Annotated in this window: 23 protein-coding genes; 13 read left to right on the top strand and 10 right to left on the bottom strand. The window is 55.7% G+C overall.

Annotated elements, in window-relative coordinates; translation table 11 throughout:
- The first annotated feature begins 17 nt into the window (after positions 1-17).
- Positions 18-398 carry a hypothetical protein gene (locus tag ET33_RS35115; RefSeq protein ID WP_200879278.1) on the top strand — a complete coding sequence of 127 codons (381 nt, stop codon included), beginning with the start codon at positions 18-20 and terminating at the stop codon, positions 396-398.
- Here the strand turns inward: ET33_RS35115 and ET33_RS35110 are convergent.
- Genes ET33_RS35110 through ET33_RS35095 form a run of 4 tightly spaced genes read right to left on the bottom strand, consistent with a single transcriptional unit; the run spans position 393 to position 4,893 of the window.
- The gene (locus tag ET33_RS35110; protein WP_036693718.1) at positions 393-1,826 is read right to left on the bottom strand and encodes a GerAB/ArcD/ProY family transporter; all 1,434 of its coding nucleotides are present in this window, start codon (positions 1,824-1,826) and stop codon (positions 393-395) included. The two genes, ET33_RS35115 and ET33_RS35110, sit on opposite strands and share 6 nt — an antisense overlap.
- Before the next feature lie 30 nt (positions 1,827-1,856).
- Positions 1,857-2,090, bottom strand: coding sequence for a hypothetical protein (locus ET33_RS35105; RefSeq protein ID WP_036693716.1), 234 nt, complete (start codon positions 2,088-2,090; stop codon positions 1,857-1,859).
- Positions 2,087-3,268 carry a Ger(x)C family spore germination protein gene (locus ET33_RS35100; RefSeq protein WP_036693713.1) on the bottom strand — a complete coding sequence of 394 codons (1,182 nt, stop codon included), beginning with the start codon at positions 3,266-3,268 and terminating at the stop codon, positions 2,087-2,089. The genes ET33_RS35105 and ET33_RS35100 overlap by 4 nt, the downstream gene beginning before the upstream one ends.
- Positions 3,265-4,893, bottom strand: coding sequence for a spore germination protein (locus ET33_RS35095; RefSeq protein WP_036693710.1), 1,629 nt, complete (start codon positions 4,891-4,893; stop codon positions 3,265-3,267). Before ET33_RS35095 ends, ET33_RS35100 begins: the two co-directional genes overlap by 4 nt.
- 191 nt (positions 4,894-5,084) lie before the next feature.
- Between ET33_RS35095 and cls the strand changes: the two genes are divergently transcribed.
- On the top strand, positions 5,085-6,515 hold the full coding sequence (gene cls / locus ET33_RS35090) for a cardiolipin synthase (protein WP_036693707.1): 1,431 nt from the start codon (positions 5,085-5,087) through the stop codon (positions 6,513-6,515).
- Positions 6,516-6,542: 27 nt separating this feature from the next.
- On the opposite strand, the gene ligD is transcribed toward cls, so the two are convergent.
- The 4 genes from ligD to ET33_RS35070 all read right to left on the bottom strand — a co-directional run bounded on the left by ligD (position 6,543) and on the right by ET33_RS35070 (position 9,494).
- The gene (gene ligD, locus ET33_RS35085; protein WP_036693704.1) at positions 6,543-7,448 is read right to left on the bottom strand and encodes a non-homologous end-joining DNA ligase; all 906 of its coding nucleotides are present in this window, start codon (positions 7,446-7,448) and stop codon (positions 6,543-6,545) included.
- Between the two features lie 101 nt (positions 7,449-7,549).
- Positions 7,550-8,122 (bottom strand): ferric reductase-like transmembrane domain-containing protein, encoded by a 573-nt coding sequence (locus ET33_RS35080; RefSeq protein WP_036693702.1) that lies wholly within the window; start codon positions 8,120-8,122, stop codon positions 7,550-7,552.
- Positions 8,123-8,144: 22 nt separating this feature from the next.
- The gene (locus tag ET33_RS36915; protein WP_051776090.1) at positions 8,145-9,122 is read right to left on the bottom strand and encodes an FAD:protein FMN transferase; all 978 of its coding nucleotides are present in this window, start codon (positions 9,120-9,122) and stop codon (positions 8,145-8,147) included.
- A gap of 18 nt (positions 9,123-9,140) precedes the next feature.
- Positions 9,141-9,494: a hypothetical protein gene (locus ET33_RS35070; protein WP_036693700.1), complete on the bottom strand. Its 354-nt coding sequence runs from the start codon at positions 9,492-9,494 to the stop codon at positions 9,141-9,143.
- Between the two features lie 152 nt (positions 9,495-9,646).
- On the opposite strand from ET33_RS35070, the gene ET33_RS35065 reads away from it, so the two are divergent.
- Both ET33_RS35065 and ET33_RS35060 read left to right on the top strand, forming a co-directional pair.
- On the top strand, positions 9,647-10,330 hold the full coding sequence (locus ET33_RS35065) for a response regulator transcription factor (RefSeq protein ID WP_010496046.1): 684 nt from the start codon (positions 9,647-9,649) through the stop codon (positions 10,328-10,330).
- Positions 10,330-11,787 (top strand): sensor histidine kinase, encoded by a 1,458-nt coding sequence (locus ET33_RS35060; RefSeq protein ID WP_036693758.1) that lies wholly within the window; start codon positions 10,330-10,332, stop codon positions 11,785-11,787. The genes ET33_RS35065 and ET33_RS35060 overlap by 1 nt, the downstream gene beginning before the upstream one ends.
- 16 nt (positions 11,788-11,803) lie before the next feature.
- Here ET33_RS35060 and ET33_RS35055 read toward each other — a convergent pair whose 3' ends face one another.
- The gene (locus ET33_RS35055; RefSeq protein ID WP_036693698.1) at positions 11,804-12,745 is read right to left on the bottom strand and encodes an ATP-dependent DNA ligase; all 942 of its coding nucleotides are present in this window, start codon (positions 12,743-12,745) and stop codon (positions 11,804-11,806) included.
- Between the two features lie 387 nt (positions 12,746-13,132).
- Here ET33_RS35055 and ET33_RS35050 point away from each other — a divergent pair, with 387 nt between their 5' ends.
- Positions 13,133-14,668 (top strand): ABC-F family ATP-binding cassette domain-containing protein, encoded by a 1,536-nt coding sequence (locus tag ET33_RS35050; protein WP_036693696.1) that lies wholly within the window; start codon positions 13,133-13,135, stop codon positions 14,666-14,668.
- Between the two features lie 45 nt (positions 14,669-14,713).
- Here the strand turns inward: ET33_RS35050 and ku are convergent, their stop codons facing one another.
- Positions 14,714-15,574, bottom strand: a complete 861-nt coding sequence (gene ku, locus ET33_RS35045) for a non-homologous end joining protein Ku (protein WP_036693694.1) — start codon at positions 15,572-15,574, stop codon at positions 14,714-14,716.
- 193 nt (positions 15,575-15,767) lie between these two features.
- On the opposite strand from ku, the gene ET33_RS35040 reads away from it, so the two are divergent.
- From ET33_RS35040 to ET33_RS38805, 8 genes are all read left to right on the top strand, one after another.
- Complete coding sequence (locus ET33_RS35040) at positions 15,768-15,977, top strand: hypothetical protein (protein ID WP_051776100.1); 210 nt, start codon at positions 15,768-15,770, stop codon at positions 15,975-15,977.
- Entirely contained in the window at positions 15,974-16,156 is a 183-nt protein-coding gene (locus ET33_RS35035; RefSeq protein WP_036693692.1) for an H-type small acid-soluble spore protein, read from the top strand. The genes ET33_RS35040 and ET33_RS35035 overlap by 4 nt, the downstream gene beginning before the upstream one ends.
- Positions 16,157-16,448: 292 nt before the next feature.
- Entirely contained in the window at positions 16,449-17,486 is a 1,038-nt protein-coding gene (gene thiL / locus ET33_RS35030) for a thiamine-phosphate kinase (RefSeq protein WP_036693690.1), read from the top strand.
- A gap of 15 nt (positions 17,487-17,501) precedes the next feature.
- Positions 17,502-17,978 (top strand): tRNA (adenosine(37)-N6)-threonylcarbamoyltransferase complex ATPase subunit type 1 TsaE, encoded by a 477-nt coding sequence (tsaE, locus tag ET33_RS35025; protein ID WP_036693688.1) that lies wholly within the window; start codon positions 17,502-17,504, stop codon positions 17,976-17,978.
- Positions 17,975-18,838 (top strand): tRNA (adenosine(37)-N6)-threonylcarbamoyltransferase complex dimerization subunit type 1 TsaB, encoded by an 864-nt coding sequence (gene tsaB, locus ET33_RS35020; RefSeq protein ID WP_036693686.1) that lies wholly within the window; start codon positions 17,975-17,977, stop codon positions 18,836-18,838. The genes tsaE and tsaB overlap by 4 nt, the downstream gene beginning before the upstream one ends.
- A gap of 16 nt (positions 18,839-18,854) precedes the next feature.
- Complete coding sequence (gene rimI / locus ET33_RS35015; RefSeq protein ID WP_036693684.1) at positions 18,855-19,358, top strand: ribosomal protein S18-alanine N-acetyltransferase; 504 nt, start codon at positions 18,855-18,857, stop codon at positions 19,356-19,358.
- 53 nt (positions 19,359-19,411) lie between these two features.
- On the top strand, positions 19,412-20,479 hold the full coding sequence (tsaD, locus tag ET33_RS35010; RefSeq protein ID WP_036693683.1) for a tRNA (adenosine(37)-N6)-threonylcarbamoyltransferase complex transferase subunit TsaD: 1,068 nt from the start codon (positions 19,412-19,414) through the stop codon (positions 20,477-20,479).
- Positions 20,467-20,715, top strand: coding sequence for a hypothetical protein (locus ET33_RS38805; protein ID WP_152570766.1), 249 nt, complete (start codon positions 20,467-20,469; stop codon positions 20,713-20,715). Before tsaD ends, ET33_RS38805 begins: the two co-directional genes overlap by 13 nt.
- Positions 20,716-20,827: the final 112 nt, after the last annotated feature.

The raw sequence follows: 20,827 nt of genomic DNA, 5'->3' as shown, positions 1-20,827 counted from the left end.
ATGATGGAGGGATTCGCTTGTCATTTTTACATACAACCCGCATGGACCTGCTGGAACGTCTGACGCTTCATCTGAAGCGGGATATCGCTCTGCTGGCCGAAGGCTTCGAGAGTGGAGCGGGCGTGCTGAATCAGGTCGGCAAACGGTTTATCCGGGTGGATGAGCGCTACTTCGTGCCCGCCTCCATGCAGGAAATCGTCCTTTTTGATGTCCGGAAGAAGGAGGAGGGCCCCCGCGTAAACGTCAGGAAAGCGTATGCCGACATATTCGAGGCGGATCTGCTCCGCACCGGGACCGATTTTGTCGAGCTGCTCGTAAACCGGGCCGAAGAAGAGGAGGAACTGGTCATTCTCATCCCTTTGGGCCGGATCCTTTGGATCGAACGTGCCGAGTCATGACGTTTGCGCCGAATTGGGGGAGCTCCTCGCTGCGAGGTCCTTGGCTTTCCGCATCTCCATGTGCGTGACGAACAGCAATAACGCCAGGACGAAGGCATAGCCGAAACCGGCCAGCTTGCCGATGAACGCATAGTTCCGGCTGAAGATAAGGCCCGCGCCGACGAAAACAAATCCGAGGGCGAGCAGCACATTGCCGGCCCGCAGCCAGGTACGGCCTGATATCGCGCCCAGACGCGAGCCGAACTGTTTTCCCGGGTGGCGATTTCCCCCTTTGGACATCCCGTTCCGGTCATGTCCCTGCGTTTTTCCCGAAGAAGATCCTTCCCCATGGTGCTCGGGGCTTCGTTTCGGGAATCTTCGCATGAGCAGGAGCATGGCCGCCAGCAGCACCGGTTGATAGCTGAGCACCAACACGGGCGAGCTGTAATTGCCGAAGCTGAATACCTCCGGCGTGCTCTTGAAGGCGAGAATCGTGGTCAGCAGCAAAAACAGGCCGACCGGGGAATTGATAAGTGTGTAGTCCCTTTGTCGGATCAGGCTGGTGATCCCGATCAGGAAGGCGAGATAAATGAAAATTATCTTGCAGACGATAATCGGGAACCAGATGCTCAGAATAAGCAAATCCATCCGGTCCAAAAAGTCCGTAATTTGAATGTGCTGCACCAAGCTGTAATCCGGGTAAATCAGGTTGCCGGGAATGTTTGGCCCGAGGACGGCAACTTCCATAAGGAGGAAAAGCGACAGCAGCGCCGTAGCCATCAGCGAACCGTGCCGAAGGGCGCAGTGAATCTGTCTGGAATTCCAGATCATATGCAAAAATGCCCCCACAATGATGATATCCCCGTACCAGCCGATACTGAGAAGGCCTGCGTATCCGAGCTGTTTAGGCGGAGTCGTCAGGATCGGCTGCAGTAAATGGAAGTTCATTTCGTTGGATAACAGGAAAGGCAGCATTAACGTGAGCGCGAAGAACACGGGAAAAAACAAGTCGTTGACCCGGGAAATCACTTCGGCACTGGTCCGGCCGTAAAACATAAGCATGACGACGAGGAGCAGAACGAGCATTTCCTCGGGGGTGTTCGGGAGAAGAAGCGTGCCGATGAATTTGCCCAACATCCGCAGATCGCGCAGCAGGATGAACCATAGATGGATCAGCAGCACCATGTTCGCGAGCAGGCCGAACCAGCGGCCGAACAAAATAAAGTTGATCTCGAAAAGATGCTTTCCCGGAAGCCGCATACTGAGCTGTGTAAACACGTATGCGATGAAAAGGATATAAACGGTAGGCAGCAAATAGACGAACCAGGTATCCATACGCGCGATCCGGACCAGATCATGCTGGATGCTAAGCAGCCCGCCGCCGATCAGCAGCGATCCGACCAGCCAGGAGAGCTGTCTTTGGTTAATGACTTGCGTGTTAACAGGCATGCGTTCACCCGCTTTCCTCCATCGCTTCGTTTACTGAGGATGGATAATTGAGAAAACCCACGGCGACACCCGCTCGATAAAAAAACGTGTCGGCATCGGGGGCTGGTAGCCCGACGCCACGCAGAGAAAGAGACCCAGTGTCACAAGCGTAATGAAGGTGTACAGCCGTGCCGTTGCTTTCGGCTGTCTCGCCCAATGCTTCAAGTTCAAAAATAAATGAAACGCCATCAGCACCATAAACCATACGAGAAACTGGGAGTTCATCGGGTACGCTCCGCTTTCGTTACGTTTTCGTAGATCAGGCCTGTTTCCGTAAGCACGCTTCTTACCTGGATGCGGAAATCGGCGTCCTTCATCCCGGCCGGCCAGCGCGATGCGTACTTCTTCTCCCAGAGTCCCGGATGCTCCCGCCACAAATACGATCCGAATTGCGCGGAATCGGTGCGGTTGGCGATCATTTTGCGGATCGCTTTTCGCATCGATTGTTCGATGTAACGGTTCATCGCTTCCTCCACCTTTTGGACCTTGCCCGTTTGGCTGAGGTCGTACATACCCAAGCTTTCGGTTACTTTGGCCTTGGCTTCCGTGCGGATGTCAAACCGGAGCTTCCCGCGTACCGTATGGGCCCGAATCTGGCATTTCGAATCGAAGATGCTCAGCGTAATCGTATACCGGTCCTCGATTTTTACGGTAGCGGTTGATTGCACAGACATGCTTTTCAGCCAGGCAAGCCCGTCTGCCTCCACATTCTCAAACACGCCGGTCATTTTGTCTTCGCGAAATTGCGCATAGCCGAGGAACTCGATTTCCTTCGATTTCTTCGTGTTTTTGGAGGTTTTCTGCGCTTCTTTCACGCCCATGTAGACCGTTACGGCATCGCTGCCGGGGCTGCTGAGCGAGAGGGCGACTTGCTTCATGTTGATCGGGATGACGTTCCGTGCCTTCACAAGCTCCCGGATCGCTTCCGACGGGAAACGCTCGAACTGCGGCGTTGCTTGCAGCAGCTTGTAAGCTTTTCCTTTGGCGACGACCATATAAAGCGTCATCCGGCTTTCCGGAGAGCGGGGCGTCGTATCGAAGACGTTCCGGATCCCCCGTTTGGCATAATCCTCGCCGATCAACAAGGTTCTGCGGTGTGCGAAAAACATGCGGCGGGACATCCGCCGCTGCAGCCGGGCCTGCGCCTCCCGAAACGTGGTGCCGACTTCGGAATCGATGTAGTAGCTTTTCGTTCCGGCCGTTCCGCCTCCGCCCCCGGAGGCTCCGCCCATACTCCCGGGGAGCGGCATCAGCACGCTGTACCGGATCTTGCCGTCTTGCTCCACATCCACCGCGGTCGTCAAAATAAAGGCAGTGTCGTTGATTTCCACCCGGTCCCAGCACCCGGTTAGGCAGAGCAGGGAGAGCAGAATAAGGGATAAGCGGCTCCGGCGCGATCTCATTCTACAGGCTCCTTTCCCTCCTCTATCGTATGGTCGATGGTTTTGCCCCGCTGGCCGGATTGCTCCGTAATTTCCTGCGGCAGCGAATCGTCTATCCTTTTGCTGTCCTGCAGGGGCATAAAGGAAGGACGTTGTCCCATCGCCCACCAAGGCGCGCGGAAGAGAATATCCTTCAGGTCGCCGGAGGATAGAGGTCCGACCGGCGATAAGTAAGGAACGCCGAAAGAGCGTAGGTTGGCCAGGTGCCCCATGATCAGCATGATCATGATCAGGATGCCATACATTCCGAACAGCGAAGCGGCGATCAGAATCGGAAACCGCAGCATTCGTATCGCGATCGCTCCGTTAAACCGCGGGATCGTGAACGAGGCGATCCCGGTAAGCGATACGACGATCACCATCGGCGCCGATACGATGCCTGCCTGCACCGCCGACTGTCCGACAACGAGCGCCCCCAGAATACTGACCGCAGACCCGATCGCTTTAGGCAGCCGGATGCCTGCTTCCCTCAGCGCCTCGAAGGTCACTTCCATGATCAGCGCTTCGATGACGGCCGGGAACGGGATCGCTTCCCGGGCGGCGGCGACTGACAGCAGCAGAGACGTAGGGAGCAGGTCCTGATGGTAGGTTGTAATAGCGACGTATAAGGCCGGCGTCAAGAGCGACAGCACCATGAACGTATACCTCAGCCAACGGATCAGCGTGGCGATCTGGTACCGCTCGTAGTAATCCTCGCTGGCCTGCATAATTTCGGCAAAGACGAACGGCACGATCAGCGTAAACGGCGTTCCGTCCACCATAATGCCGACGCGCCCCTGCAGCAGGGCGGCCGCGACGACATCCGGCCGTTCGGTATATTGAAGCTGAGGGAAGGGCGAATACGTCGAATCTTGAATCAATTCTTCGATATAGCCCGATTCCAATACGGCATCGATGTTTATCTTTTCCAGCCGCTTGACCACTTCATGGACGACGCTCGGGTCGGCCAGATCATCCAGATAGGTAACGACCACATTGGTATTGCTTTCCCGGCCGAGCGTCATCGGCTTCATTTTTAAATGCGGCGTTTTCAGCTTGCGGCGAACCATGGATGTGTTTGTCCGGATATTTTCTACGAACCCTTCACGAGGGCCGCGCACGACTGACTCGGTATCGGGTTCGTTGATGGATCTTTTTTCCATCCCCCGCATGCCGAGCAGCAGCGCCTTATTATTGCGCTCGACGATCAGCCCCGTGTCGCCGCCGAGTACGGAAAGCAGCATATCCGCATAATTGTCCGCCTTCTGAATCTGGGAGACGGGCAGCGTCGTGTCGGAGATGTTGTCGATCAGCTCCTCTCCGCCTTCCAGAATCATCAGCGATTTCATCGTTTCGTTCACAAGCTCCGTCTTGGCCATGCCGTCGACAAAAAACAAAATCGCGGGCAAGCTTTGCTCGATGCGGAACTCGCGAATGACGAAATCGGAGCAGTCCTTGAACAGATCCTCCAAATAACTTTTGTTTTCTTCGATGCTCATAAAGACAGGCACGGAGCGCAGTTCGTCGATAAAACGATATTCCGCTTTTCGCAGCGGGTGTTTCGAGTCGTCCTGTCCTTTTTTCTTGCGGTTTTTCGGATGGATCATGACACTCCTTCCTGCCCGCGGCATCTTATCCAAGCATTGCCGGAGCGTGTCTTGTATATTTTCCACCATTTGCGAAATTTTATGACAAATCGTTGGGTCCCTGTGCCATAATGAGGAATAGGCGGGCGGGTAAAGGTAAAAGCTAGAACAGATTGGAAAGCGCCTGTTGTTTTAAAAGGAGGAATGACGATGTGCTTTGGCTCGTCATCGCACTGACCTTATTCATCGTTCAGATTCTCACAATTTTGGTCGGGGAATTTCGCCGCCCGGCCAAGGCGATGGCGTGGCTTTTCATCTTGTTTCTCATTCCGGTCATCGGCTTTGTGATGTATTATTTTTTGGCCAAAGAATATACGCAGCGAAAAAAGGTGAAGCGCAAAGGGCTGCGGCTCGTGAACGATATACGGCATATTGGCAAAAAGCAGCATTCGGCGGATTTCCAGCCCGAGGAAGACCGGCTGCGCGGCTGGCGGAACGAGCCGAGGCTGTTCTCGCTGCTCAATAACATTCCCAGCGCCCTTATTACGACGCATAACGAAGTGCGGGTGCTGACCGACGCCACCGCGGCGTATCCGGCGATGCTGGCTGCCATGGAGCAGGCGAAGGGGCACATTCACTTTGAGTTCTACACTATTCGTCACGACGGCATCGGCCGACAGTTCCACGAACTGCTGATCCGCAAGGCGCAGGAAGGTGTGAAGGTGCGCTGCATCTTCGACGGCATCGGCAGCTACCAGCTCGACAGCCGGTTCGTTCAAGAGCTGAAGCAGGCCGGATGCGAGGTGTACTTCTTTTTACCGGCAGTGATTGCTTTTTTTGACAAGCGGATGAATTACCGGAACCACCGCAAAATCGTCGTCATTGACGGCGTCCGCGGCTTTCTCGGGGGAATCAACATCGGAGACGAATACCTGGGGGCGAATCCCAAGCTGGGGTACTGGCGGGATACGCATTTGGAGTTGGAAGGTGACTCGGTGTATTCGCTGCAGTATACGTTTCTGACCGACTGGATGTTTGTGAGCGGAGAGCGGCTGGCGGACTCGGAATTTTTCCCCGAGCACGATTGCCCAGGCCGCAAGCCCGTACAGATTATCTCAAGCGGACCGGATGCGCATTGGGATACCGTTCTGGAGATGTTTTTCGCATCGATTACGACAGCCAAGCGAAGAATTTACATTACCACCCCTTACTTCATCCCCGATCCGAGTATCATCATGGGGCTAAAGACAGCGGCGATCAGCGGAGTGGACGTCCGGATCATTTTCCCGCAAAAAGCGGATTCGCGCATCGTGAACTATGCTTCTCGATCGTATTTGGAAGAGCTGATGCAGGCCGGAGTCCGCTTCTATGCCTACCAAAAAGGTTTTATCCACGCCAAGGTCATCCTGATCGACAATCTGCTCGCTTCGGTCGGCTCCGCGAATATGGATATGCGGAGCTTTTACAACAATTTCGAGCTGAACGCCGTAATGTTCGACAAAGAGACGATTCACCGGCTGGAAACCGATTTTATTCTCGATTTGAAGGAAAGCCGTGAGGTCAAGCTGGAGGCGTTCGAGAAGCGCTCCCGCTGGCAGAAGGGCAAGGAAGTCATTGCGCGGCTCCTGTCGCCGCTTTTCTAGGAAGCGGCGCGGCACCGGTTCTATGGGTTAACGAATAATGGACAGCACGTGATCTAGCTGCTGCGGGGGGACTTGAGCGATCAGGTCTCCTTTTTGCTGCAGGCGCTGCATAATGTTCAGCAGGTGAAAATCCCGGGGATCGGGGCGGAGCGCCACTTCGTCCCAAGTCAGCGGAGTCGACACCGAGGCGTCCTTGCGGGCCCGCGGCGTATAGGGGGCGGACAACGTTTTGCCGTACCAGTGCTGAAGATAATCGATGTAAATCAAGGTGCCGCGGTCTTTTTTAAGCCGCTCGACGGTGAACAGCTTCGGGTATTTTTGCACCGCGAACGTGGCGACGAACTGTCCGATCCGCCGGAGCTGCTCGAACGTATAGCCGAGCTCCCGGGCAATCGGGACGTAGATTTGCACGCCCGTGGCGCCGGACGTTTTCGGTACGGACCGGATATTCATCCCGTCCAGAATGCCGCCGATAATCTGGGCCGCCTCCATAATGCGCGGCTCGGGATCGACGCTCGGGTCAATATCGATCACCCATTCGACGGGCAGTGTCTCGCCAATCCGGTGAAACGAGGGGTGAAATTCCAGGCAGGCCAAATTCCCCAGCCACAGCAGCGTAGGCAGGGAATCCAGATGAACGTAGCGGATCGATTCCAGCATCGCCGTCTTGACGAAATCGGGTGTCGGCTCAGGGGCGTTTTTCTGGTAAAACGACTTGTCGTTCCAGCCATGGGGAAACCGGATGGTCGTCAAATAACGATCGCGGCAATAGGTCAGCAGGTAAGGGGAGAGCTCGGCGAGCTTTTGCAAATACATTGCTTTCGTAATCTTTTTTTCCGGCCACAGCGGTTTATCCGGATTCGTCACCGTCAGCTCCCGGCCTTCGACGATCAGCGTGCCTTTCGTTTTCGGATATTTGGCGGGTGCGGGCATCGGCAATCCCTCCTGTTGGTCATGGGGCGCAAGCGTTCAGCGCGCCGATGGTTTTTTAGTTAGTATATCCCGCTCCATCCTTTTTAACATCCGAATGCGGCCTAAACGAGCCGTTTTTCTTTCTTCGCTGCCGGTCCCTGAGAGGAAATGAACATCAAACGCCCGATCGTGAGAAGCCCGATCAAAATGAACGAACCGATATAGGTCCACCGGATTCCGGCCAAGGCCGTATCCGAGCCGAGAAAAAAGCCATGTACCGCGACCAAAATAAAGATCGGATAAGACAGCAAATGGAGCATATGCCAAAGTTTTTTGCCGATGGCGCTGCGGAGATCCGTCGACAATAAAACGATGAGCAGCCCATAAACGGCCAGCGTGCCGAGTCCGTTGAGGACCGGTTCATGCTGCGCGGCAAAAGGCAGCAGCACTTCCTTCCATGAAAACGGCATGTACGTGCTGATCACCGGAAAAACGGCGTGCAAAAGCATAAGCACAATGCCGGTATGGTTGAAAAGCTGGTGCAGCTTGTACAGCTTCGCTTTGCTTTTTGCCGGCCAGACCGGGTAACTGTAAATGATGCCAAGAGCGATCCCCAGCGAAAGGCAAACGAAAGAAACGATGCCTGTCACCCGAATGATCTGCCAAACGGGCCAATCGACGATCCATTGAATCATGTCGGCGCCTCCTTAATCTTTTTCAATATCTAAGCGTTGCTGTCGGAAGCTGCCAGCGGACGGCCGGCGAGGCGTCGGCTCCAATGAAATGAATGCGTCCGTCTCTTAAAAAGACAAGCGCTTCACAGCCTGCGGCCTCGGCCCGAAACAGGGACAAGCCATGCTCTAGGCCGGCAATACACATCGTCTTGGCCCAAATCTCGCATTCGACGACATCGCTGCCGGCTACGGTGCATTGTACGACGTCGCTCCGGCTCGGGGACATCGTGCGGGGGTCGATCAGATGATGCATGACGCTGCCATGCGTCAACCACTGCCTGCCCAGTGTACTTGACGTCGCCGCCGCGCCTTCCCCTAAGTGCAGAACGCCCGCGTCTTCGCCCGGATTCCACGGATTCTGGATTCCGATAAGCCAGGTTTGTTCTTTATGGCGATGGTTCGCTCCCCAGACGGCCAGATCGCCCCCGGCATTGACCATGCCGCACGGTACGGCCCAAGCTTCCCGCATCCAGCCTGCCAAACGGCTGACGGCCCAGCCTTTGACGATACCGCCCAAGTCGATCTCCGCATGCGGCGGGAAGCGAACGGACTTCATCGCGGTGTCGAGCTCCCAACTCCCGTCTATACGGATGGTGTCAGGCTCGGATGTATTCCGGTGTTCCTGACGCTGACGGACTTGGTCGAAGGTAGCATCGTATCCTGCCGCTTTTAAGGCTTTCAATATAAGCGGATTGAACATACCGTCCGTCCGTTCGCGGTATGAATCCGCCAACCGCAGCACCTCCAGCATCGTCTCCGAAACCATGGAGATTCGTCCGGCCGAACGATTGAGATAGGAGAGCTCGCTTTGCGGCCGGAAACGACTGAACCGCTCTTCGGCGAATTCGAACCAATCGCGGACCTGATCTTCCAGATCGAAACGTTCCGAGTCGCTGAAGTACGCAACCTCAATATCGGTATTCATTGCCCGAAAGGCTGTATGATGCAGTTTTTCCTTCATGGAAAATCATCCCTTTTTTTACGAGCGTCCCGTTCTCGTTTGCATTCTGCCGCCCGGCGTCACCGCTTCCGGCGAGCTGGAGGAGCTGCCGCCCAAATTACCGGTATCCGAACGATTCGGACGGCTGTGGCGTTTGGCGGAACCGGAATTGGAACCCGAATCGTTTGCCCGGCTTCGACTCTGATTTCTCCATTCCTGCAACACAGGGTCTTGCTGCTGCTCTCCTTGAGCCGAAAGCGTCTTGTCTTGCGGTTGATGCTGCTGCGCGGCCAGCGCAAAATTCGGGCTATCCTTGATTTCGCGGAACAAAAAAGCGATTCCGACGGCGCCTATCACGCCGAGCTGCCATTTGGTCCATTTCGTTGTTTTCATAGCGTTCACTCCCAAGGAGACTAACGGAATGTGTTTATTATAGAACCCGCAGATGAAAGGATCATAAAGATAAACTGAAAGTTCGCTGAATCATCCCGAACGCTTCCATCAATGAGGTGGGATTGGTGTACAATACATAGAGAGGTGACATCATGCAGCCAATCAAAGGCGTGAAAATATTAATCGTTGACGACGAACCGAATATTGTCCAGTTTTTGGAGCTGGGCCTGCAAAACGAAGGCTTTGAAGTTTTTACCGCGCCGGACGGATTTACGGCCGTCACGTTAGCCAAGCAAGCCCGGCCGCATATCGTCATTCTGGACGTCATGATGCCCGGCATGGACGGGTTCGAGGTATGCCGGATGCTGAAGAAAACCGAGCACGTCGCTATTATCATGCTGACGGCCAAGGAAGAAGTGGAAGACCGGGTCAAAGGACTGACGCTCGGGGCCGACGACTATATGGTCAAGCCGTTCAGCTTCGAGGAGCTGCTGGCCCGGATTTATGCGCGGCTGCGCAACCAGTTTCCCCATCTGTTCGCGGAGGTGGCGTACGGACCGTTCCGCATCGACGACCGCCGCAAAGAAATCCGCTACGAAGACCGGGTGCTGGAGCTTTCACCGACGGAATACGAGCTGCTGTCTTTTCTGGTCGTCAATCACGGTCTGGTCCTAAGCAAAACGGTCATTTTGGACAAGGTCTGGGGATACGATTTCGGCGGGGAGGACAATATCGTCGAAGTGTACATCCGCTCGCTCCGCGATAAATTGAACGACAAGGAGCACCGGATCATTCGGACTCTCCGGGGATCGGGCTACCGGGTAGATCTCGGATGATGCGGGTGTGGGAACGTTTCCGGCGTGTCTTCGCGCCCCGTTCGCTTCGCCTCCAGCTCCTTTCCCGTTCCTTGTTTATTTTGGCGGGGCTGCTGCTGTTGATCGGCGTTCTGCAATATGTGTTCATGGAGCAATTTATGATTAAAAATAAGGTCGCCAGCGTCCAAAGTCAATTTTTTTCCATTCCGCTGGATATCTGGTTGAATCCGAATATCGACAATGGCAGAGCAAGGGGGCCTTTTCTGCCGGAAGCTTCGTTGGCGTTCGTCGGGCCGGGCGACAGCTTCCGGATCGTCACGAATAATCCCCGCGCCGGATCGGTGCCGCGGCTTTCCGCTGAAGAGTACGGGGAGGCGCTTGCACGGGAGCAAAAGCAGCCGCACTATCTCATTGTCAAGGACGACAAGGGGATCGAGCAGTTGGTCGTTCTGCAGCGCATAGCTCCGCGTGGGCGACTGGCTCAGATCAGCACGAGCATGGGGCCGATTCGGGACGTGCTGCTCAGCCAGCTTTGGACCTTCCTGGCTTTGGCTGCGGCCGCTCTGGGGATGGGGGTTGCCGCGTTTCTTCCCGTTCTGCGCAGAACCCTTGTCCCGCTTTCCAACATGATCGAAACCGTCGAGCAGATCGATGCGGGGAAGCTGGACGAACGGCTGCCGGTGCATCAAGGCCAACTGGAGATCGACCGGCTCTCCCGGTCGTTCAACCGCATGCTGGAGCGGCTGGAAGCTTCATTCGAAACGGAGAAGGAAGCGAAGGAGCAGATGCGGCGCTTTATTGCGGATGCCTCGCACGAGCTGCGAACGCCGCTTACGTCGATTCACGGATTTCTGGAGGTGCTGCTGCGCGGAGCTGCCCAAAAGCCGGATCAACTGGACAAGGCGCTGAGAAGCATGTACGGCGAGTCGGAACGGTTGAATAAGCTGGTTCGGGACCTGCTGCTCTTGGCTCGTTTGGACCGCCACCCAACCGTAGACCTGAAGGAAGAATCGCTCAGCGATATTGTCGATGAAATGGAGCCGCAGCTCCGGCTGCTGGCAGGCAGGAGGAACGTGGAGTTCTCCGTCCAGCCTGACGTGTCCGCCTGCATCGACAAAGACAAAATCAAGCAGGTGCTGCTCAATTTGTTCCACAACGCGGTCCAACATACCGATCCCGCTGAGGGGACCGTCCGCGTTTCGCTGGAGCAGACGCAGGAAGAGGCCCTGCTGACGGTCCAAGATAACGGCAGCGGCATCCCGGAGGAGCATGTGCCTCGCTTGTTTGAACGGTTTTACCGCATCGATTCGTCGCGCGCCCGTATTTACGGAGGGGCCGGGTTAGGGCTGTCGATTACGAAATCGATCGTGGATCTTCACGACGGAACGATTGAAGTAAGCAGCCGGGTCGGCGAAGGCTCCAGCTTTACCATTCGTCTTCCGGTGCCTACCGGAGGCGGTCAGCAAGCGGATAAGTAATCGCCGCTTGCTTTTTTTATAAGTTAGGGAATTTGCATTCGCGCGGGTCCATCTCGACAAACGCCTGAATACTGGGATGCCTCATCGTATGCCCCGGAGTCCATTCCATAAACTGCACCTTAACTACAATTTGCGGAACGATCCAAACCGCGTCTTTGCTTCGTTCGGGCTCGTTCACGAACGGCTTCGTTTTCGTCCTCATGGACGTTACGCGTGCCGTCAGCTCCCGCCACTCCTGTTGCGTCACCTTCCCGGTGCCAGCGTGCCCGATGTAGTAGAGGCTGCCCTGCCCGTCGTACAAGCCGAGCAGCAGCGAATTGACGATATTGTCCCGGTACGTGACACCTCCTACGACGGCCAGCAGATCGTAAAATATTTTGCGCTTCTGCCACCGTTTATCCTTGCCGCCGATCATATATGTGCTATTCAAATTCTTGCAGACGATGCCCTCCATCTGATGCTTGATCATCACCTGCAGCAGCTCGTTTGGGTCAGCAAAGTTTTGCACCGTTTGCACATTCGGCTGCGGGATGACAATCTCCTGCAGAATGCGCTGCCGCTCCGTAAGAGGCTTATCCGTGACCCATTGTCCGCTGCAAAACAAAACGTCAAAGATCATGTACGTGACCGGGGTCTGCGTAACGGCGAGCTCTATGTTTTGCTGCTTTCTTAGACTGTCCCGCTTCATAATCTCGTGAAACGACGGCTTATGATGGTCGAAGGCGATGAATTCGCCGTCCAATATGAACGAAGAGGCCGAGCAGTAGCGGGAAGGAGACAAAAACTCGGGATACTGCAAGGACCGATTGTTTAATCTTCGATTAACGAGCTGGACCTTGGAGCCGTCACAGTAGGACAGCATGCGCACGCCGTCCCATTTGATCTGCGCGATCCATTCGCCGCCTTTTGGGAACGAATCGGTGCTTATCGGTTCGAAGGGAACGACTGGGTTCAACATGGCAAAGCCCCCTTATCGATTGGGTTTGATTAACAGTTATTCCCATTTTCCGCTTGACATAACGGCCAGCAGCTCAGTATAGTTGAAGGTGCAACACAATTAACTTTGGTAAACGAGGTGGAAAGGAAATGTTTTTCTTATCGACTGTTCTGAAACGGAATTTGGCTTAAACGGGAGAAGTCTGCCCATTTTTCACCCTAAGCCAACCGGAGAACAGTAGATAAAGAACTCGATTCCTTTCGTTCAAATGATACAATTTGCAACGGGTCAGGTGCGTGTTCGCCTTGCCCGTTTTTTGTTTTCCACAACTTTAGCTAATTGAATAGAGTTTTGTCCGGCTGTTTCTCCGGTTGGCTTCGAACCTGAAGCGAGAAGGAGAGAGCTTTCATGAGTATGTTGAACGTCGAACAGCTTACCCATACGTATGGGGATAAAAAAATATTCCAAAATATCCAGTTCCGGCTGCTGCGAGGAGAGCATGCGGGACTTGTCGGCAGCAATGGGGCCGGTAAGTCGACCTTGCTGCGTGTCTTAGCGGGACAGCTGCTTCCTGATGCGGGCAAGATCGAATGGCCTCCGCAAGCGCGGCTCGGTTATTTGGAGCAGCACGCCGATCTGCAGGCGGGAATGACGATTATGGATTACTTGCGGGGCGCTTTCGCTCATCTGTATGAGCTGGAACGGGCCTTGCATCAGGTCGCGGAGCAAATGGTCGCGGCGGACGCCAACCTCGAACTGCTGTTAACCCGGTACGGTGAGCTGCAGAGCCGGCTGGAGCATGCCGATTTTTACGGCATCGACTCCAAGATCGAAGAGGTGGCTGCGGGATTAGGCATTCTTGAGCTCGGCAAAGACCGGGAGGTCGACAAGCTGAGCGGGGGGCAGCGCACGAAGCTACTGCTGGGCAAGCTGCTGCTGGAGGAGCCGCACGTTTTATTGCTTGACGAGCCGACCAACTACTTGGACGACGTGCATATCGAATGGCTGACCGGCTATTTGAAGCGTTACGAGCAGGCGTATCTGGTCGTCTCGCATGACGAAGCCTTCCTGAATGAAATTACAGCGACGATCTTTCATTTAGAGCATCAGACGATCAAACGTTACGCCGGGAACTATGCCGCATTCGTCAAAAATTACGAACTAAGCCGACTGCAGTGGCAGGACGCGTACGAGCGCCAGCAGAAGGAAATCGACCGGCTGGAGAGTTTTATCCAAAAGAACCGGAACCGGAAAGCCAAGCAAGCGAAAAGCCGGGAAAAAGCGCTGGAGCGAATGGAGCGGATCGAGAAACCGACGTCCGGGTCCCGACCCCGCTACAGCTTTCATGTTCATATGGAACCCGTGAACCGGATCATGGAAGCGAAACAGCTGCAATTCGGCTATGCGGAGCCGCTATCCGTTCCCGTAAACCTGCAAATGAAACGCGGGGAAAAAGTGGCGATTGTCGGGTACAACGGCATTGGGAAATCGACCATGCTCAAAACGATGCTGGGCCTTCTGCTGCCGTTAAGCGGCACGGTACAGCTCGGCGAACGGGTCAAACCGGCCTATTTCGCCCAGGAGCAATTGCCTTCGGACGAAACGGCGCTTGAGCGGCTGTGGTCGTTGCGCCCGGATAAGACCCAGAAGGAAATCCGGCAGACGCTAGGCATGGCCGGCTTGACCGAAAAGCATATCCGGCAGCCCCTAAGCTCGCTTAGCGGCGGGGAGCAGGCGAAGGTCCGTTTGTGCGAGCTCATGCTGACGGACAGCAATCTTCTCGTACTGGATGAACCTACGAACCATTTGGACGTCCGGGCGAAGGAAGCGTTCAAGGATGCGCTGAAGGCGTACAAAGGCACCATTCTGCTCGTTTCCCACGAGCCGGAATTCTATGAAGATTGGATTACTCAGGTTTGGCGCTTGCAGGACTGGAGCAAGTAAGCACGGAGAAAGGGATCCCTCCCGGCACAAAGAAACGATCGGCGCTCAGCCGATCGTTTCTTTCGTTTTCGCCTTGCCTTTTCTTGGTTTCGCGGCTTTGGCTTTCTCGGTCGTCCCCGGCGTCGGCTCGGTTACTACCGGTTTGACCGCTTCAAGGCTCGCCTGCAGCGCGGCCATCAGATCGATGACGTTCGCTTTATGCGGCTCTGGCGCGACGCGAACCTGTTGACCGGAAACCTTCGACTCGATCGCTTGCAGCACGGCTGAGCGGTAATCGTCCTTGTATTTTTCCGGCTCGAACGACGTTGCCAGCTGGCCGATCAGCAGCTTCGCCATTTCGAGCTCTTTCTCGTTCACGTTGCTCTGCTCCGGGAGGTTCGGCACATGCTCCACCGAGCGGATTTCGTCCGGGTAAAAAATTGTCTCCATCGCAATGCACCGGTCGATAATGCGAATGGCGGCCAAGCTGCTTTTGGACCGGATGGATACTTTGGCAATGCCGATTTTGCCCGTTTGCCGCATCGCTTCGAGCAGCAGACTATAGGCCCCGGCACCGGTTTCGTTCGGAGCGAGGTAGTACGTTTTCTGAAAATAAACCGGGTCAATGTCCGACAAGTCGACGAAATCGAGAATCTTGATTTCTTTGGTGATCTCGCCGGTCAGCTTCTCCAGCTCGTCCTTCTCGAACAGCACGAACGAGCCCGGCTCGTATTCGTAGCCCCGGACGATTTCCCCCCACTCCACTTCGCGATCGCAGTGCTGGCATTTGCGGACGAAATTCAGCGGCGTGCTGCAATCCTTATGAATCATGCGCATCGAGATGTCTTTGTCTTCCGTCGCCGAGAACATCTTGACGGGCACGTGCACCAAGCCGAAGCTGATGGCGCCTTTCCAAACCGTATGCATGGCTGTACCTCCCGGGGGCCTGAGCTGGCCGTCTACTTTCTATACAGTATACGCAAAATGGAAGCGTCCCATTACACCGCGCGCGAATGTCGGCGCAAGAAATTGGGACATGCTACAGAAGAAGGCTGCATGGATGGCCAAACAGCATCGTCATGCCGGCCCGAACATTTCGATCGGAGGAGGAAAAGGAATCATGAGCGAAGCAAATACGTCCGGGGGCAAGTTTACGGATGATGCGGCCCATGAAGGGCGGGACTCCAATTTTATGGACATCGACCGGATGATCAACGAAGGTCTTGGCGGCGGGCAGGTGACGATCCATAACGGACTGATCGAGGAATCGACGACCGATACGATGGATCATCCCGAATCGGTTATCAGCGGGGAGGGCAACGGGCAATGAAAGTATACCGCGCTCAAGAAATTATGAAATCCGAAGAAAAGGTCAGCGTGGAGTTGAACGGCGTATCCGTATGGATCGACAGCGTAGACTCCGAGCAGGAAACGGCCAAAGTCCATGTGGAAGATCGTCCTGCCGACGCCCGCGTCGTTCCGGTCGGAGAGCTTCAGGAAGTCCAATAACTCCTGCGAGGATCGTGTTTGAGCAAAAGCTTTCCGAAAGCATGCAGGCCTAGAGGGCCCGTGGCTGGGGAAGCTTTTTTTGCTGCGGCAAAGCGGCTTCGGGGCTTATACAATCAGGCAAGCCGATAGTCAGTCATAGGGAATCGGTGGTATGATATACCTGAAAGATCCGGGAGCAACAAGCGTTTCGAACGATACTCGGCGCTCCGAAACAATAGCAAAACGGCATGTTTGTCTAGATACAAAGGAACGGCTATAATAGTTGTCAATACAAGAGCGGAGGCGGATAGATGTGAGCTCGGTCGACGAATTTACGCTGATCGACCTGCTGAACGGCGGGAAGCAAACGATCGCTTTTCAACGGGCCGGCGGCGTAGAGACAGGGATCGGCGACGATGCGGCCGTCGTTCGCGCCTCTTCGGATAGCCGGTGGATTCTCACTTGCGATACGATGACGGAAGATATTCATTTCAAGCGAGTGACGATGCGCGATGCGGATATCGGGTACAAAGCGATGGCTTCCGCCGTCAGCGATATCGCTGCGATGGGAGGAACCCCGCGGTATGCCCTCGTGGCGCTCAGTATGCCGAAGTCGACGCCGGTGGAGCGTGTGCGCGCGATGTACGACGGGTTGTACGAATGCGCGAACCGTTACCGGGTCGTTGTTGCAGGCGGGGATACGACGTCGTGTATCGGGGGCGTCACGCTGACCGTCACGGTGATCGGAGAGACGGAACCGGACAAAGCGCTGCTCCGCTCGACAGCCAGGCTGGGAGATGTCGTATTTATTACCGGTTTTACCGGCGATTCGGCGGCCGGATTGGAATGGCTTCTGGGGAAGAACAAGCCGGCGGAGGAATGGGACGACGACCCGGAGCTGAAGCGGTATCCCGGACTGATCCGGGCGCACTGTCGTCCGGAGCCGCAGATCGAGGCCGGCGAGCTGCTGCGGCGGTCCGGCTTCTGTCATGCGCTTAACGACGTCAGCGACGGGATCGCCAGCGAAGCGTGGGAAATTGCCGCGGCGTCGAATATCGGAATCGATCTGATCGAAGATCGGATTCCCGTGTCGGGCGAGCTGCTGGAATATGCTTCAAGGCAAGGAAAGGACCCGCTCGATTACATGCTGTACGGCGGCGAGGATTACCAATTAATCGGAACGGCGCCTGCCGAGCACGCCGTCGAGCTGCAGACGCAGTTTAAGGAAGCGGGGCTGCCGCTCTATCTGATCGGATATGTCCACGGGGAGCATTCCGGCGTACGGCTTGTGCGCAGCGACGGTAGTGTGGTACCGCTCGCCAAGCGCGGCTATAATCATTTTACCGGGTGAAGGGACGATCCTGACATGGCCACTTATGCATTTCAAGCCCGTCAAGTAGCCGATACTTCCGTATTGGCGGAACGCTTGGCCTCGTTGTTTATCCCGGGGACCGTCATTACGCTGGACGGCGACCTGGGGGCGGGCAAGACGACATTCTCACAAGCGGTAGCCAAGGCGATAGGCGTCAAGGGCATCGTGAACAGTCCTACGTTTACGATCATCAAAGAATACGAGGGTTCCGAGTTCCCTTTCTACCATATGGACGTATACCGGTTGTCTTTGGAAGAGGCGGATGACTTGGGGCTGGACGAATACTTTTACGGAAACGGCATTACGCTTGTCGAATGGGCTTCGCTGATCGAAGAGATTTTGCCTCCGCATCGGTTGGAGATTCGGATTGAGACCGACGGAGAAGACGGGCGGAGCTTCACGCTCAAGCCGTCAGGCGACCCTTATGAAGCGTGGTGTGCGAAGCTACAACAGAACGGATGGTTAAAATGATTCAGAATACGGCATCAGATTCGACTTTATATGGCGACGGCAAGCTTATGCTTTCCGTCGATACGTCAACCGTGTCGATGACGACCGCGTTGACCCGGGGACAGGAAATTCTGGGGGAAATTACTTCGAAAGCGGAGCGAAACCATTCGCTTTACCTCGTGCCGAACTTGCAGCGGCTCATGGCGGAGTGCGGCGTACGGCCGGACGAGCTGTCGGCGTTTGCCGTCGGCGTCGGGCCCGGTTCCTATACCGGCGTGCGAATCGGCGTAACGGTGGCCAAAACCTTTGCCTGGACGCAGAAGCTGGCTTTGCTCGGCGTCTCTACGCTCGAAGCGTTGGCGCTCGGCGGAGCCGGCTCCGCCTCGGAATTCGGCTCGCTTCAAGACGGGGAAACTGTGCGGGGCGGAGCGCTTCAGGGGATGGATTCGCTGCTTGACGCGGCGCGCGCGACGGGGGAGACGACATGGGTCGTCCCGCTGATCGACGCCCGCAGGGGACAAGCGTTTACGGCGCTGTACGCCGTTTCGCCTGAGGGCTGGAAGTGCCAGGTGCCGGACGGTATTCGTCTGACCGCCTCTTGGACGGACGAGCTCCTTTCCTTGGGTGCAGAGGCGAAAACCGGACCCGGCCGCGTTGTTTTTACGGGCGAGCTGGAGCTGCATCAGGAAGCGATCCGTTCGTTTGCCTCCCGGTGGGGCGGACCGGTAACGGAAGCTCCGCATGAGCTGCGGGCCCGTCATGTCGCTGAGCTTGGCCTGATGCGGTGGAAGCGGGGGGAAACCGAGGATGTTCACGGATTGGTTCCGAACTATACGCAATTGGCGGAAGCGGAAGCCAAACTTCTCGCCAAGAAATCTTAGGGGAGGCCTGTCCGATATGGAACCTAAACGCGAAGCGCAGCCTGTCTTTGACGGAGCCATGCTTTTTCGCCCTATGCACACGGACGACATCCCCGTGATCTGCGAGATCGAGCAGGAATCGTTTGCGACGCCTTGGACGGCCGGGGCGTTTTACAACGAGCTGACAAGCAATAATTTCGCCAAATATCTCGTTTTGGAGTACGAAGGCGAAATTGCAGGCTACGGCGGCATGTGGCTCATTATGGAGGAGGCGCACGTCACCAATATCGCGATTCGCGAAAAATACCGCGGGCGCAAGCTTGGGGAACGGCTGCTTGCGGAAATGCAGCAGACGGCTGTTTTTTACGGGACGCTCCGCATGACGCTGGAGGTGCGTCCATCCAATTTAATTGCCCAACGCTTGTATGAGAAGATGGGATTTCGTTCCGTCGGTATTCGACGGGGCTATTATACCGACAATAAAGAAGATGCGATTATTATGTGGGCGGATCTGCCCAAATCGGAACGGCTCTCCAAATAAAAGAAATCGGCTGCCTGCGGGCGGTTCGAGAACAGACGAGAGGTTTATTGACGATGAACGAACAATCGAACGAAGCGGTGTCCGTTCGCCCCAACCGGGACGGCGGACCCGTTTATATATTGGCTGTGGAAACAAGCTGCGACGAGACATCCGTAGCGATTGTCCGCGATGGTAAAGACATCTTGGCGAACGTTGTGTCCAGCCAGATCGAGACGCATCAACGATTCGGCGGCGTCGTGCCCGAGGTCGCCTCGCGCAAGCATGTGGAATCCATCACGTGGATTATTGAAGAGGCGCTGGACAAGGCGAACGTGAAGCCGGCCGAGCTGGCCGCTGTCGCCGTGACGCAAGGGCCCGGTCTGGTCGGCTCCTTGCTGGTCGGGATGGTGGCGGCGAAGGCGCTGGCCTGTTCGCTGGAGCTGCCTCTGATCGGCGTGCATCATATCGCCGGGCATATTTATGCCAATCAGCTCGTGAATGAGCTGAAATACCCGTTTGTTGCGCTGGTCGTGTCCGGAGGCCATACCGAGCTCGTGTTTGTGGAAGCCGAAGGGCGTTTCCGCATTATCGGACAGACCCGGGACGACGCGGTGGGCGAAGCTTACGACAAAGTCGCGCGGGCGCTCAAGCTGCCTTATCCCGGCGGCCCGCATATTGACCGGCTGGCGCATGAGGCCCGGGAAGCGGTCACGCTTCCCCGCGCCTGGCTGGAGCCGGATTCCTACGACTTCAGCTTCAGCGGGCTGAAGTCGGCCGTGCTGGCGGCCCTGAATCAGGCCGCCATGAAAGGCCAGCCGCTGGCCCCAGAGGCCGTGGCGAAAGGCTTCCAGGACTCGGTTATCGACGTCCTGGTGGAGAAGGCTCTCCGCGCCGTGCGTGCTTACGGTGCGAAGCAGCTTATCCTTGCCGGCGGGGTCGCCGCCAATAAGGGTCTGCGCGCCGAGCTCGAGGCTCGCTGCGCGGAAGCTGGCATTCCGCTGCTGGCTCCGCCGCTCAGCCTGTGCACGGACAACGCGGCGATGATTGCCGCCGCGGCTTTTTTGAAATACCGGCGCGGGCAATTCGCCCCGTTCGACATGAAAGCCGAGCCGCTGCTGAAGCTCGAAGCGTGGTCGGTTTGACGCAAATCATTAGTAAAGCCGCTGCCGCCGTTGAATCGGATGGCCGCGGCTTTTTTATGGCTTTAAGTCATAATCATTCTAGTGGAAAAAAATTAAATATAAAAAAAGGGTTGCTTTCTGTTTGCAGATTTGATATATTACTCCTTGTCGCTTCTGCGGCAGGCTTTAAAAACTTGAGACTTTCGAATCTTGAAAAAAATAAAGCTTGCAATGATAGAGCAGACGTGATATATTAAGGAGGTCGCTTTCGAGAGGTTGAATTAACCGATCGGAATGCTGGGAAATGAAATTGCCCTTTGAAAACTGAACATCGAGTGAGTGTCATAAAGAGAATGCAAATTCTCGTCA

Source organism: Paenibacillus tyrphae, assembly GCF_000722545.1.
Taxonomy (GTDB): Bacteria; Bacillota; Bacilli; order Paenibacillales; family NBRC-103111; genus Paenibacillus_G; species Paenibacillus_G tyrfis.
This window is presented reverse-complemented; position numbering and strand designations above follow the sequence as displayed.